This window comes from Desulfomicrobium orale DSM 12838 (assembly GCF_001553625.1).
Taxonomy (GTDB): Bacteria; Desulfobacterota; Desulfovibrionia; order Desulfovibrionales; family Desulfomicrobiaceae; genus Desulfomicrobium; species Desulfomicrobium orale.
This window is the reverse complement of record NZ_CP014230.1, coordinates 985,982-999,734: the sequence shown is the minus strand read 5'-3', so window position 1 is coordinate 999,734 and position 13,753 is coordinate 985,982. Positions and strand designations below refer to the sequence as shown.

The 13,753-nt window shown below is 63.0% G+C and carries 15 protein-coding genes; 7 read left to right on the top strand and 8 right to left on the bottom strand.

Annotation, left to right across the window (positions count from 1 at the left end):
* Positions 1-5 precede the first annotated feature (5 nt).
* Genes AXF15_RS04500 through AXF15_RS04490 form a run of 3 tightly spaced genes read right to left on the bottom strand, consistent with a single transcriptional unit; the run spans position 6 to position 2,865 of the window.
* Positions 6-1,424: an RtcB family protein gene (locus AXF15_RS04500; RefSeq protein WP_236884828.1), complete on the bottom strand. Its 1,419-nt coding sequence runs from the start codon at positions 1,422-1,424 to the stop codon at positions 6-8.
* Entirely contained in the window at positions 1,421-2,194 is a 774-nt protein-coding gene (locus AXF15_RS04495; RefSeq protein ID WP_066603874.1) for an exodeoxyribonuclease III, read from the bottom strand. Before AXF15_RS04495 ends, AXF15_RS04500 begins: the two co-directional genes overlap by 4 nt.
* The gene (locus AXF15_RS04490) at positions 2,191-2,865 is read right to left on the bottom strand and encodes a metallophosphoesterase (protein WP_066603871.1); all 675 of its coding nucleotides are present in this window, start codon (positions 2,863-2,865) and stop codon (positions 2,191-2,193) included. The genes AXF15_RS04495 and AXF15_RS04490 overlap by 4 nt, the downstream gene beginning before the upstream one ends.
* Positions 2,866-2,945: 80 nt before the next feature.
* Between AXF15_RS04490 and AXF15_RS04485 the strand changes: the two genes are divergently transcribed.
* The 3 genes from AXF15_RS04485 (at position 2,946) to modA (ending at position 5,204) form a co-directional block, all read left to right on the top strand.
* On the top strand, positions 2,946-3,614 hold the full coding sequence (locus tag AXF15_RS04485) for a 5-formyltetrahydrofolate cyclo-ligase (RefSeq protein ID WP_066603862.1): 669 nt from the start codon (positions 2,946-2,948) through the stop codon (positions 3,612-3,614).
* The gene (locus AXF15_RS04480; protein WP_066603860.1) at positions 3,611-4,348 is read left to right on the top strand and encodes a purine nucleoside phosphorylase YfiH/LACC1 family protein; all 738 of its coding nucleotides are present in this window, start codon (positions 3,611-3,613) and stop codon (positions 4,346-4,348) included. Before AXF15_RS04485 ends, AXF15_RS04480 begins: the two co-directional genes overlap by 4 nt.
* A gap of 106 nt (positions 4,349-4,454) precedes the next feature.
* On the top strand, positions 4,455-5,204 hold the full coding sequence (gene modA, locus AXF15_RS04475) for a molybdate ABC transporter substrate-binding protein (RefSeq protein ID WP_066603859.1): 750 nt from the start codon (positions 4,455-4,457) through the stop codon (positions 5,202-5,204).
* Positions 5,205-5,325: 121 nt separating this feature from the next.
* Here the strand turns inward: modA and AXF15_RS04470 are convergent, their stop codons facing one another.
* From AXF15_RS04470 to queA, 5 genes are read right to left on the bottom strand one after another with little or no spacing between them, the layout of a single operon-like run.
* Positions 5,326-5,886 carry a 2-oxoacid:acceptor oxidoreductase family protein gene (locus tag AXF15_RS04470; RefSeq protein WP_066603856.1) on the bottom strand — a complete coding sequence of 187 codons (561 nt, stop codon included), beginning with the start codon at positions 5,884-5,886 and terminating at the stop codon, positions 5,326-5,328.
* Complete coding sequence (locus AXF15_RS04465) at positions 5,883-6,644, bottom strand: thiamine pyrophosphate-dependent enzyme (RefSeq protein WP_066603855.1); 762 nt, start codon at positions 6,642-6,644, stop codon at positions 5,883-5,885. The genes AXF15_RS04470 and AXF15_RS04465 overlap by 4 nt, the downstream gene beginning before the upstream one ends.
* Positions 6,641-7,705: a 3-methyl-2-oxobutanoate dehydrogenase subunit VorB gene (locus tag AXF15_RS04460; protein ID WP_066603854.1), complete on the bottom strand. Its 1,065-nt coding sequence runs from the start codon at positions 7,703-7,705 to the stop codon at positions 6,641-6,643. The genes AXF15_RS04465 and AXF15_RS04460 overlap by 4 nt, the downstream gene beginning before the upstream one ends.
* On the bottom strand, positions 7,702-7,932 hold the full coding sequence (locus AXF15_RS04455) for a 4Fe-4S binding protein (RefSeq protein ID WP_066603853.1): 231 nt from the start codon (positions 7,930-7,932) through the stop codon (positions 7,702-7,704). Before AXF15_RS04455 ends, AXF15_RS04460 begins: the two co-directional genes overlap by 4 nt.
* A gap of 58 nt (positions 7,933-7,990) precedes the next feature.
* A complete protein-coding gene (gene queA, locus AXF15_RS04450; RefSeq protein ID WP_066603851.1) occupies positions 7,991-9,076 on the bottom strand; it encodes a tRNA preQ1(34) S-adenosylmethionine ribosyltransferase-isomerase QueA in 1,086 nt (361 codons plus the stop codon).
* A gap of 81 nt (positions 9,077-9,157) precedes the next feature.
* Between queA and bioA the strand changes: the two genes are divergently transcribed.
* From bioA to lpxB, 4 genes are all read left to right on the top strand, one after another.
* A complete protein-coding gene (bioA, locus tag AXF15_RS04445) occupies positions 9,158-10,435 on the top strand; it encodes an adenosylmethionine--8-amino-7-oxononanoate transaminase (RefSeq protein ID WP_066603848.1) in 1,278 nt (425 codons plus the stop codon).
* 59 nt (positions 10,436-10,494) lie between these two features.
* The gene (locus AXF15_RS04440; protein ID WP_066603844.1) at positions 10,495-11,937 is read left to right on the top strand and encodes a sodium:proton antiporter; all 1,443 of its coding nucleotides are present in this window, start codon (positions 10,495-10,497) and stop codon (positions 11,935-11,937) included.
* Positions 11,938-11,976: 39 nt separating this feature from the next.
* The gene (locus tag AXF15_RS04435) at positions 11,977-12,447 is read left to right on the top strand and encodes a universal stress protein (RefSeq protein WP_066603841.1); all 471 of its coding nucleotides are present in this window, start codon (positions 11,977-11,979) and stop codon (positions 12,445-12,447) included.
* A 124-nt stretch (positions 12,448-12,571) separates the two neighbouring features.
* Positions 12,572-13,687: a lipid-A-disaccharide synthase gene (gene lpxB, locus AXF15_RS04430; RefSeq protein ID WP_066603838.1), complete on the top strand. Its 1,116-nt coding sequence runs from the start codon at positions 12,572-12,574 to the stop codon at positions 13,685-13,687.
* The last annotated feature ends 66 nt before the right edge of the window (positions 13,688-13,753 follow it).

Here is a 13,753-nt window from a genome sequence, read left to right as displayed (position 1 = left end):
GGTCCCTATCCCGCCATTTTCACAATACGCGGAGTGAACGTGCCCCGGATGCGGACCAGCTCGCGCTGAGCGGCCATGACGGTGCGGATGTCCTTGTAGGCCATGGGCGCCTCGTCCACTCCGGCGGAAAGAAGGCGTACTCCGGCCCGGCGCAGAACCTCTTCCATATCCCTGCGCCGGAAACGCCGGGCGGCCTCCTGCCGGCTCATGGCCCGCCCGGCCCCGTGGGCCGCGGACTCCAGCGACAGCGGATTGCCCAGCCCTTCCACGACGAAGGCCGGATGGATCATGGTTCCCGGAATGACGCCCAGAACGCCCGCACCGGCCGGTGTCGCGCCCTTGCGGTGCACGATGACGCGCTGCCCGCCATGAACCTCTTCCCAGGCGAAATTGTGGTGGTTTTCCACGCTCCACGCCGCGCAAAGCCCAAGGCTGCCGGATACGGCGGCGTGAATGAGGGCGTGGTTGGCCGCGCTGTAGCGACCCATGAGCTGCATGGCGGCCCAGTACTCCCGGCCCTCATCCGTATCCAGGCCGAGCCAGGCCAGATGGGCCAGACCCTTCGGCAATCCGGGGCGCATGGCCCGCGCCAGGGCGGAATAATGCCTGGCCACCTCCCCGCCCGCACCCCGGCTGCCGCTGTGTGAGAGCAGCGCCAGATATCTGCCCGGCCCGAGTTCTCCCAGCCCGCGGGGTCCATCGAGTACGCCCCATTCCACAAAATGATTGCCCGACCCGCTGGTGCCGAGCTGCTTCCAGGCCGTGTCCTTCATTTTCCGGGTCACGGGAGAAAAATCCCAGTCCTCGGTCATGACCGGATGATTCCGGGGATGATGGAAGGCCGCACCCACGCCGAAGCGCGTCTCCCGCTCCAGAGCCTCGGCCAGATCGTCGGCCCGGACATGAAGCATGCCGGGGTCTTCGGCGTACACGGTCATCCTCATGCGGCAGGCAATGTCCATGCCCACACCATACGGAATGACCGCGTTTTCCACGGCCAGCACCCCGCCGATGGGCAGGCCGTAACCCATATGGGCGTCGGGCATGAGGGCTCCGGCCACTGCCACGGGAAGCGAGCAGCCGTGATTCATCTGTTCCCGGGCCCCGGCGTCCAGTCCTTCGCCAAAGGCCCGCCACGGCGCCGAATGTCCCGGCTCCGGCACGGGGTCCGAAAAATTTCTGCCGGGCGCGGACCGGCTCTGGAGCATGGCCGCCAGGCGGCCCAGAACGGGATGATCGGTAAAAAAGGCCGGAGTCTCCACAAGCCGGACGAACAGCCGCCGCAAAGCCTTGCCGGGCATGCCCTCCGCTGCCAGCTCCCGGGCGCAGGCCAGGGCCACAGATTCAAGGCCTGAAGGAATGCCCAGAGCGGCCGGATTCAGCAGGGGTTCAGCGCCTTTCCGGGATGGGCGGGAAGATTTCACGGCAGGTCCAGTTCAAGACCCACCGGGCAGTGGTCGGAACCCTGGACATCGGCGTCGATCCAGGCGTCCGTGATCAGAGGGCGCAGTTCCTCGGACACGAAAAAATAGTCGATGCGCCATCCGGCATTGCGCGAGCGAGCGCCGTGCCTGTAGCTCCACCAGGAATAGGCTCCGGTCACGTCGCCTCGGCAATGGCGGAAGGTATCCACGTAGCCGTGTCCGATGAAGCGGTCCATCCAGGCCCGTTCCACCGGCAGGAAGCCGGAAGTGTTTTCGTTGGCCTTGGGATTTTTGAGGTCGATCTCGCGGTGGGCGGTGTTGAAATCCCCGCAGACCACGATGGGCTTGCTCCGGCGCAGATCCTCGGCGTGGGCCAGGAAGGCGTCGTAAAAGCCCATCTTGAAGTCCAGCCGGTTCTGGCTCATCTGGCCGTTGGGAAAATAGATGTTGAAAAAATGGAAGTGCTCGAACTCCAGACGGATGACCCGTCCTTCCCCCCGGTAGCGCTCGTCGGGCAGGCCGCGATGTACGGCCAGGGGTTCATGACGGGTGTAGCAGGCCGTGCCGGAATAGCCCTTTTTGGTTCTGGCGGCGTTCCAGACGCAGGCATACCCCGGAAAATGCCGGGCCTCGCCGATCTGCCCTTCCTCCGCCTTCACCTCCTGCAAACCGAGCACATCCGGAGCCGCTCCGGCGAGCCAGTCGCCGAAACCCTTGCCCAGCACTGCCCGGAACCCATTCACATTCCAGGAAAAAAGCCGGATGCTCACGCCACCTTCCTCAGGCTGGCGGCCAGACCAGCGGCGGTCTCCTCGATGCGCACATAGCCGCCGTCGGCGAAGCTGCCCGGATTGAGCACATGGGAACGGCCGATCATCTCCTCGCCGAAGCCCTCGTGAATGTGCCCCGTGACCACCACGGCGGGCTGATAGCGTTCGATAAGGGCGCGGATGCCGGGGCTGCCCACATGGCCGCCGGAAAAAAGCCTGTCCACCACTTCGCCTTTGGGCGGCGTGTGGACCATGAGGATGACCTGGGCAAAGCCCGCCGCCTCCTTGAGCACCCCGTGCACCCACTGGCAGATCTGTTCCTCGCTCTCTTCCGAGGGCGTGCCGAAGGGCGTGGGCGTGGAGCGGCCCACGGCGGCAAGGCCGACTCCGCCGCCAAGATCCGTCACGCGGGCGTGGACATTGACTTCACGCTCCGTCAGCACCCGCTCCACCAGAGCCGTGTCCATGTTGCCCACCTGGGCGAAAATGCGCGGATTCTTGCGCGCCACGGCATCCAGAACATGAATCGCGTCCTCGCGCGAGCCGATATTGGTCAGATCCCCGTTCAGCAGCACGCCGCTGGCCTGAGCCAGATCTTCCACGCGGTCCACGGCGGCGACCCGCTGGTGAATATCTCCGAAGGCTATCCAGAATCTTTTGGCGTCGCTCATTTGCCACCTACCCTGAAGTTGTTTACGAAACCGGCGCGGCATTCCCGCTCATGTCTTCGAAATCCGGGGACCGGAGCGGCATGTTCCGGACAGCTTTCCTGGCTCTGCCGGAAGGAAATGAATCCCCGCACATCATCAGTAAAGGAGCCTACGGACTCATGCAAGGCCCCGGAAAAACCGCTCTGCGTGAACGCTTCCTGCGGCTTCGCCAGACCTATCCGGCAAAGCTGGCGGCAGCGGACAGCGCCCGGATCAGGGAGAAGCTGCTGGAGCTGGCCGAAGTCCGCGCGGCCCGGTCCGTCCTTCTCTACCTGTCCGCCAAAGGCGAGGTGGATACCTGGCCGCTTCTGGACCGGCTGCCGGCGGAAAACCGCTCTGTTCTGGCCCCGCGCTGCCGCCCTGGCGAGCCCGGCCTCATGGATATCCACCAGATCCGCTCCCGTGCCGACATCGCCCCCGGCGCGTTCGGCCTGATGGAACCCCGGCCGGACACGCCTTTCTGCCCATCCGCTCCGGATGTCATTCTGCTTCCTGCTCTGGCCTTCGACCGCCGGGGTTTCCGCCTGGGATTCGGCGGCGGCTACTATGACCGCTTTCTGGCCTCTGTGGACGCGCCGGTGCTGATCATCGGCCTGGCCTATGATTTTCAGATCACGGACGCGCTGCCCGTGGAGCCCTGGGACCGCCCGGCGGATATCGTCCTCACACCGGAATTTTCCATCACCCGCCATTTCAGGGAGGATTCATGAGCCTGGAACTGCTGGAATTCCGGTTTCCCGGCGTGGACAACGTGCGCTGCGTTTTCACCACCCGCCGAGGCGGCAAAAGTCAGGGCCGGTTCGCCCAGGCCAACATGTCTCTGGAAGTGGGCGACGACGAAGAAGCCGTGCGCGCCAACCGGGAAGAGCTGCGCCGCGCCCTGGGTCTTGCGGCCTGGCAGGAGCTGGTCCAGGTCCACGGACAGGACATGCACATGAACCTGGAGGATGATTTCTTCAGCGCGCCGGTACTGCAGGGAGACGGGCTGTGCACCGGACAATCCGGGCACGGACTGGTCATCAAGACGGCCGACTGTCAGGCCATCCTGCTGACGGACGAGGACGGCCTCCATGTGGCGGCCCTGCACTGCGGCTGGCGCGGCAACGCGGGCAATTTCCCGGGCAACGCAGTACGGCGCTTCTGCGCCGGATACGGAGTGGACCCGGCCCATGTACTGGCCGTGCGCGGGCCGAGCCTGGGACCGGGCAAAAGCGAGTTCGTCAATTTCAGCTCCGAATGGCCGCCCACGTTCCGTTCCTGCTTCAACCCGCAAACCCGGCGCATGGATTTATGGACCCTGACCCGGAACCAGCTCATGGGCGCGGGCATTCCGGCCCGGAACATCTTCTCCATCGACCTGTGCACGGCTTCGTCCGGACAGTTCTTTTCCTATCGCCGGGACCATGTGACGGGCCGCCAGACAGGCGTCATCTGGAAGGAATAAGAACCGCGTCTGTCCCCATTTCTCACGGATGCGTGACCATGTTGTCAAAACAGGCTCTCCCGGATCACAGGGAAGACTTCGCAACCCGTATAATCAGGAGGTCCTCATGAAACGCTTTTCCATCCATGCCGCTCTGCTCGCAGCCCTTCTGCTCTTCGCCCTTCCCCTCCACGCGGCGGATCTGGTCGTCTCGGCGGCGGCCAGCCTGACCAACGCCTTCGGTGAAATGAAGGAGCCTTTCGAGAAGGCCAACCCCGGCACCACCCTGGTCTTCAATTTCGCGGCCTCGGGAGCCCTCCTCAAACAGATGGAGCAGGGCGCGCCCGTGGATGTCTTCGCCTCGGCCGACCAGGAAACCATGGACAAGGCGGCAAGCCTCATCGACGCGAAATCCCGGACAAATTTTGCCGGCAACGCGCTGGTCCTGATCGTTCCCTCCGAAAACGGCCTGCCCTTGTCCGATCCCAAGGACATGGAGCAAAAAGAGGTCAAGCTCATCGCCATCGGCAACCCCGATTCCGTTCCGGCCGGGCGCTACGCCAAGGCGGCCCTGACCGCCGCCGGTCTGTACGAGACCCTCACTCCCAAGTTCGTTCTGGCCGAAAGCGTGCGCCAGGCTCTGGATTATGTGTCCCGCGGCGAAGTCCAGGCCGGACTGGTCTACGCCACGGATGCGGCCCAGCGCGCGGACAAGGTCAGGGTGGCGGCTACCGTGACGGGGCATAAGCCCATCACCTATCCCATTGCCCTGCTGCAGAAATCTTCCAGGCAGGACGCCGGACAGGCCTTCATCCAGTTTGTGCAAAGCCCTGAAGGACAGGCCATCCTGAGCAAATACGGATTCACCCGCCCATAAGACAGGGTCGGCAAAGGCCGCACATTTCGGCGGTCATGAAAAATGCGAAAAGCCGCGGATTCTTCCGCGGCTTTTCCTTTTCCTGATGAGGTGCAGATTACGGGTGCGGGGCACGCTTGTGTCACATGCTGCCGTGCTCGGCCGCGTAGTCGGCTCCGGCCTGGAGGGCGGCGGCGTTTTTGGGAATCATATGGCTGTAGTGGTTTGAAATGACCGAACCGAGGCTGTCCTGAATGCGCTTGACCGGCACGATGCCCGTGGCCTGCGCGTAAGCGCCCAGAGCGACCATGTTGGCCATGCGCGTGTTACCGAGCCTATCGGCGATCTCGTTGACAGGAACGGCGAAAACCCGGACCCGGTCCTTTTCGGCCTTGGCCGGGTCGATGAGGGAGGAGTTCAGAATCATGACCCCGCCGTCCTGCAGGCAGGGCTGAAACTTGTCCAGAGACGGGCCGTTCATGACGATGAGGCTCAAGGGAGAGCGGATGATGGGCGAACCCACCACGTCGTCGGAAATGACAACCGTGCAGTTGGCCGTGCCCCCGCGCATTTCCGGGCCGTAAACCGGGATGTAGGTCACGTTGAGCCCGGCATCCATGCCCGCGCAGGCCAGCAGGTTCCCGATGAGCATGACTCCCTGTCCGCCGAATCCGGCGATGATGGCATCCTGATACACGCTCATTTTTCCTCCCCGGCCAGCACGTCCTTGTAAACGCCCAGCGGAAAATAGGGTATCATCTCCGTTTCCACCCGCTTGTTGGCCGCCAGAGGCGTCATATGCCAGTTGGTGGGACAGGTCGCCAGAATTTCGACGAAAGAAAAACCCAGATTTTTTGTCTGGCATTCAAAGGCCCTGGCCACTGCTTTGCGCGCCTTGCGGATGTTCTTCACGTTGTTCACAGCCACGCGTTCGGCGTAGGCCACGCCGCCCAGAGAGGCGATGATTTCGGTCATGCGGATGGGCATGCCTTCGTTCTCGCGGCAGCGCCCGCCGGGACAGGTGGTGGTTTTCTGCCCGACCAGGGTGGTGGGAGCCATCTGTCCGCCGGTCATGCCGTACACGGTGTTGTTGACGAAAATGGTGGTGATGTTCTCCCCCCGGTTGGCACAGTGCATGATCTCAGCCATGCCGATGGAGGCCAGATCGCCGTCGCCCTGGTAGGTGAACACGGTTTTATCCGGCCGGGCGCGCTTGACTCCCGTGGCCACCGCCGGAGCCCGGCCGTGGGGGGCTTCTATGGCGTCCAGAGACAGATAATTGTAGATGAACACCGAACAGCCGATGGAGCCGATGAGAATGGTGTCCTCGACCAGTCCCAGATCCGTCAGGGCCTCGGCCACCAGACGATGGGCCGTGCCGTGGTGGCAGCCCGGACAGTAGTGGGTGGGCCGGTCCGTGAGAACCTCGGGATAATTGGTGACGCGGGTTTCCTGGCTCATGCTCTTTCCTCCAGAGCCTTCAGAATGGGTTCCTCGAAATCGTCCGGGGTGGGCAGATTGCCGGGCAGCTGGCCGTGGAAGGCCGAGTCGGCCACGGTGCGGATGGCCAGACGCACGTCTTCCACCATCTGCCCCATGTTGTGCTCGATGGTCAGGAAGCGTTTGCCCTGACGGGCCAGATCCAGCAGTACGGCCGAAGGAAAGGGAAACAGGGTGATGGGGCGAACCAGCCCGACTCTGTGTCCCCGGGCGCGGAGCTTGCGCACGGCGCTTTTGACAATGCGGCCGATGGATCCGAAGGCCACCACGACGAGTTCGGCGTCGTCGGTCAGAAACATTTCCTGGTCGGACTCGGCCTGCATGGCCTCATACTTGGCGGCCAGCTTCAGGTTCTGCCCGGCCAGGGCCCCGTCGTCCAGAAACAGGGACTTCAAAAGCCGCGGCTCACGTCCCCTGGCTCCGCAGAGCCCCCAGCTCTGCCCTTCGGCCTGGTCCAGATTTTCGGGCTTCCAGGGCACCACGGGCTCCTTCATCTGGCCGATGATGGCGTCGCCCAGAATCATGACCGGATTACGGTAGGCGAAGGCCAGCTCGAAGGCCTTGATGGTCAGGTCGTAGGCTTCCTGGACTGTGCCCGGAGCCAGCACCAGCAGGTGGTAGTCGCCGTGGCCGCCGCCCTTGACGGCCTGGAAATAGTCGCCCTGGGACGGCCCGATGTCTCCCAGACCGGGGCCGCCGCGGCTCATGTTCACGATGACGCCGGGAATCTCGCTGCCGGCCATGTAGGAAATGGCTTCCTGCTTCAGGGACACGCCAGGGCTGGACGAAGAGGTCAACGCACGCACGCCGCAGGCCGCCGCGCCCATGAGCATGTTGGCCGCGGCCACCTCGCTCTCGGCCTGGACGAACTGCCCGCCCGCCTCCACGATAGCCGAGGACATGAACTCTGGAATGTCATTCTGCGGAGTAATGGGGTAGCCGAAATAACACTGCACCCCGGCGGCCAGAGCGCCCCGGGCGATGGCTTCGTTTCCCTTGATGAAGATGCGGGGCTCGCTCATGCGCCCTCCCCTTTGGTCCTGAACACGTTGATGGCGTAGTCCGGACAGATCATGGCGCAGAAGGCGCAGCCCTTGCACTCGCTCATCATGTCCTCAGTGATTTCGGCCACCTTGTATCCTTTCCGGTTGAACCGTCCCGACTGCTGGATGATGCCCGTGGGACAGGCCTCGGTGCAGAGCAGACAGCCCTTGCAGCGGTCTTCCCGGAATTCGACTCTGCTTGGCATGGGAATACCTCGGTGATGTTGACGTTGCGGCTGTGTGGAAAGAGCGGGAAACAGCGGATCAGCGGATGAACATGGCGTCGCCGTAAGAGAAAAAGCGGAAGCCCCGGCTTATGGCATGCCGGTAAGCATCGATAATCTTTTGTCTGCCCGCGAAGGTGCCGACCATAATGATTAGGGATGAGCGGGGCAAGTGGAAGTTGGTGATGAGCTGGTCCACTATCTTGAAGCGATGGCCCGGGCGGATGAAAATATCCGTCCATCCGGCGAAGGGGCCGATGCCGTCCAGACGGGCGGCCATACTCTCCAGGGCGCGGACCGTGGTGGTCCCCACGGCCACTATGGGCCGCCCCTCGTCCCTGGCCTGCCGGATGAGGCGGGCCGTCCGTTCCGGCACCTCGACATACTCGGCGTGCATGGCATGTTCCCGGATGTCTTCCACGCGCACGGGACTGAAGGTGCCATAGCCCACGTACAGACTCACCTCGGCCCGGACCATGCCCCGCCGGCTCAGGGCTTCCAGGATTTCCGGGGTGAAATGCAGACCGGCCGTGGGTGCGGCCACGGATCCCAGCCGGTCCTCCCGCGCATAGACGGTCTGGTAACGGAGTCGGTCCTGCCCGTCGTCGGCACGGCGGATGTAGGGCGGCAGGGGAATCCGCCCCGTGGACAAAAAATGTGCACCCAGGTCTCCCTGCCAGGACAGACGGCCTCGAATCCGCCCGAAATCCCCCTTTTCCAGCACAAGGATATCCATACTCGGAAAATGCAGCGTTTCTCCGATGCGGACACTTTTGGACATCTTCACGAGTCCTTCGGCTTCGGCCTCGTGCCCGCCGCCTTCCCGGTCCCGGACGGCGATCAGCGGCAGGGGAGTGAGCAGCAGAAATTCCACCCGTCCGCCGGACGCGCGACGGCCCGTCAGGCGCGCGGGCAGCACCTTGGTGTTGTTGGCTACGAGCAGAGCGCCGGGGGGCAGAAATTCCACGATATCCGCGAACCGGGCTTCGTGCGTCGCGCCGGTGGCCCGGTCCAGCACCAGCAGACGGGACGCGCCATGCTCCGCCGGAGGCGTTTGGGCGATCAGCTCTTCGGGCAGTTCAAAATCGTAGGATTGCAGATTGAATTCAGGGGGAATAGCGGTCATGGTACCTCGTTTCGAGTCTGCAATATCTGAAAATAGTCGTGCCTCGGCGCGGCGTTTCGCAAAGAACAGAAGGATATTTCCATGAACGGTGCTCTGCTGCGTTTCGATCGCGCCCACGTCTGGCACCCGTACACCTCGACCGTCAATCCCCTGCCCGTGCGAGAGGTGGTCTCGGCTTCGGGCGTGCGTCTGCGGCTGGCCGACGGCCGTGAGCTGGTGGACGGCATGTCTTCGTGGTGGGCGGCCATCCACGGATACAGTCATCCGGTCCTGAATGCGGCGGTGACGGAGCAGCTCGGCCGCATGGCCCATGTCATGTTCGGCGGGCTGACCCATGAACCGGCGGTGGAGCTGTGCCGAGAGCTGGTGGAGATGACGCCCGCTCCGCTGGACAAGGTTTTCCTGTGCGACTCCGGCTCCGTATCCGTGGAGGTGGCCGTCAAAATGGCCTTCCAGTACTGGATCGGCCTGGGCCGTCCCGAAAAGAACCGGCTGCTGACCATCCGCGGCGGCTATCACGGGGACACTTTCGCCGCCATGAGCGTGTGCGATCCGGTGAACGGCATGCACGAGCGCTTCGCGGGTGTGCTGCCCCGGCATATCTTTGCCCCGAGGCCGGAGTGCCGCTTCGGCGACGACTGGGACGAGACGGACACGGCCGCCTTATGCCGGATGCTGGAGCAAAATCACGGCCGCGTGGCGGCGGTCATTCTGGAGCCCGTGGTGCAGGGCGCGGGCGGCATGCATTTTTACCATCCCCGGTATGTGCGGCGGGTGCGCGAACTGTGCGGCGAGTTCGACACGCTGTTCATTGCCGACGAAATCGCCACGGGCTTCGGCCGCACCGGACGCCTTTTCGCCTGCGAACACGCGGGAGTGGCGCCGGACATCCTGTGCCTGGGCAAGGCCCTGACCGGCGGGTACATGACTCTGGCCGCCACTCTGACCACGGAAAAAGTGGCCCGGGGAGCGTGCGCGGAAGGCGTGTTCATGCACGGCCCGACCTTCATGGGCAATCCTCTGGCCTGTGCGGCGGCTAGGGCTTCCCTTTCGCTGTTGCGGCGGGGCGGATGGCGAACGGATATCCCCCGGATAGAAGCGGGCTTGCGAAACGGCCTTGCTCCGTGCCGGGAATTGGCATACGTTTATGATGTACGTGTACTTGGAGCCATCGGAGTGGTGGAACTGCGTCAGCCCGTGCGCATGGCCGAAATTCAGGACGCGTTTGTGGCGGCGGGCGTCTGGGTCCGCCCCTTCGGACGGCTGGTCTATGTCATGCCTCCCTATGTCATGAGCGACCAGGACTTGGACTTTCTGACCGGAGCCGTGGTGCGGGTGGTGACGGAGCATTGCCGCTGACCCCTTCAACCTGCAAACGAGATGGCCGCCCGGAGGCCGCTCAACAAGGAGTGCATCGGATGCGGAAAAGCGTTGTGTTGTTTTCTTGTCTGGCCGCTGCGGGGCTGATGCTGTTCGCCCTGCTGCCCGAAGCGTTCGCCGCGGGAGACCTGCATCACGAAGCCGAGGAAATCGGCAAGCAGCTCGGCGTGCTCTGGGTCGTGCCTTTTGCGTGCATGCTTCTGTCCATCGCCATCATGCCACTGGCCGCTCCCCATTTCTGGCATCATCATTACGGCAAAGTGGCCGCCTTCTGGGGGATCGCCTTCCTCGCCCCCTTCGCCATTGTCCACGGCTTCGAACTAGCTCTTTATTCCGTGGTGCACACTCTTTTTCTGGAATACATCTCGTTCATCGTTCTGCTCTTTTCACTGTTCACCATCGCCGGGGGCGTTTGTCTGCGCGGCTCGCTGGTGGGACGGCCCATGGTGAACACGGTCATTCTGCTGATCGGCACCCTACTGGCCAGCTGGATGGGCACCACGGGGGCGGCCATGCTCCTCATCCGGCCCCTGATGAGGGCCATCTCCTACCGCAAGTACAAGGTGCACACCATCGTCTTTTTCATCTTTCTGGTGGCCAATATCGGCGGCAGCCTCACGCCGCTTGGCGATCCGCCCCTGTTTCTGGGCTTTCTGAAGGGCGTGTCCTTCTTCTGGACCACGGTGCACATGTTCATCCCCTTCACCCTGCTGGCCGCCATCCTGCTGGCTCTTTATTTCGCCATCGACACCTTCTTCTTCAACAAGGAAGGCTGGCCCGAATCTCCCGACGCGGGCAAGGACGGCAAGCTTCGCCTGGAAGGCACGCACAACCTGCTGCTCCTTGGCGGCGTGGTGGCCGGTGTGCTCATGAGCGGCGTGTGGCAGCCCGAAGGCGGCGTGACCATCTACCACGTACATGTGGAATTGCAGAACATCGTGCGCGACGTGCTGCTGCTCATTCTGGCCGTCATCAGCCTGAAGACCACGCCGCACGAAATCCGGCGCAGAAACGAGTTCGACTGGGAACCCATCCGCGAAGTGGCCAAGCTCTTCTCGGGCATCTTCATCTCCATGATCCCGGCCATCGCCATTTTGCGCGCTGGCATGGACGGCGCGTTGAGCGGCCTCATCTCCATGGTCAGAACCGCCGACGGTCTGGACAATCACACCATGTTCTTCTGGCTCACCGGATTGCTGTCGAGCTTTCTGGACAACGCCCCCACCTATCTGGTGTTCTTCAACACCGCGGGCGGCGATGCTCACCGTCTCATGAGCGAGGCGGGCACCCTGCTGGCCATTTCCGCCGGCGCGGTGTTCATGGGTGCCAATACCTACATCGGCAACGCCCCGAACTTCATGGTCCGGTCCATCGCCGAATCGGGCGGCATCAAGATGCCCAGCTTCTTCGGCTACATGGCCTGGTCCGTGGGCATTCTGATTCCTTCCTTCATTCTGATGACCGTGCTCTTTTTCCACTAACAACCATCAGCGGCGGAACATCCGTCAGGAGATATGCATATGGTCAAAATTGAACGTGTACTGGTTCCGGTGGACGGCTCCGACTCATCCAAGAACGCGGCCAAATACGCCGCGCATCTGCTGAACGCCAGAAACCCCACGCTCTACCTGCTGCATGTGGTGGAAGCGGTAAACATGGCCATCGGCGGGGAAAGCGCCGAAGAACTGCGCAAGGCGAACGAGGCCAAGGCCATGGCCCTGCTCGAAGAATACAGGAAAATGGTGGAGGCCTGCGGATTTAAGAATACCGAGCTCCTCGCGCGCAGCGGCCGCCGGCCCGACTATGTCATCCTGAACACCCAGGAAGAGCTGGACTGCGACATGATCATCATCGGCTCGCGAGGCCAGTCCGCCCTGGAGAATGTGGTCATGGGCAGCGTGGTCACCGGAGTGCTGGAAGAAGCCACCTGCCCCGTGCTGGTCACGCGCAACCTGCGCGGCAGATATCTGGAAGAAGCAACCGGTCTGTAATCGCACCGGCTCCAGAAGAAAAAACTGATCCCCTGCCGTGTGAACGGTGGGGGATTTTTTCTGGCGTCTGGAAGCCGCCCGCAACTTTCTTGTTATTTCTCCGGCATGAGACTATGCGCGGACCATGACTGATTCTCTCTGGATCAACGCGGGAGAAGCATCCGGCGATCTGCACGGCCAGCTTCTGATCCGCGCCCTGCGCCAACTGTGTCCGGATCTGTCCATCGCAGGCATGGCGGGTCCGGCCATGCGGGCCGAGGGAATGGTCAGTCCGCTGCACACAGAAGCTCTTTCCGTCATGGGTCTGACCGAGGTACTCACCCGGCTGCCCGGCATATTTTCCATGCTGCACCGCATCCGGGAGGAACTCTCCTCCCGCCGGCCCGGCGCAGTGGTGCTCATCGACGCTCCGGAGTTCCATTTCCGGATGGCCCGTATCGCCCGCTCTCTGGGCATTCCCGTCATCTATTACATAAGCCCCAAGCTCTGGGCCTGGCGCGAAGGCCGGGTGCGCTTTCTGCGCGAGCATGTGGACCGGCTCATCTCCATCCTGCCTTTCGAGGTGGATTTCTACGCCCGCCACGGCATGAAGATCGACTATGTGGGGCACCCCCTGCTGGATACGGTACGCTCCGCACACATTCTGGACACGCCCCGGCAGGATCACCGGATCGGCATTCTGCCGGGCAGCCGGACCAGCGAGATTACACGACTCCTGCCGATTTTTTCCCGAGCGGCAGACCTTTTATCCGGCGTTTTCCCGGACCTGAAGTTCGTCCTCCCTGTGGCACCCGGTATGAGCCCGGAGCTTCTCACCCGTTTCTGGACGGCGCAAGTCCCCGTATCCTTCACGGACAGCGCCCGGCGGTATGAGACCATGCGCTCCTGCCGGGCGATCATGGCCGCTTCAGGCACGGCGACACTGGAAACGGCATTGCTGGAGACGCCGACAGCTGTCGCCTACAAGGTCTCGAATATAAGTTTCGCCCTGGGCAAACGCTTGGTCAGAACGCCGTACGTATCCCTGCCCAATCTGATCCTGAATGCGCCGGTCTTTCCCGAACTGCTGCAAGACGACGCCACCGCGGCCGCCATCGCCACCCACATGAGCCGCTGGATTCCTGAAACGCGGGTCAGAGCGGCCATGCTGGATCGGCTGAAGCGGCTCCCGGACTTGTTAGGAAATGGCGGGGCTGCCCTGCGGGCCGCGCGGATTGTTCTGGACGTTTTACACCGATGACGGGCGAATGCTGAATGGGTGCCGTTTTTTCTCGGCCCGCCAAAATAATCCTTTGTTTGACTTTCA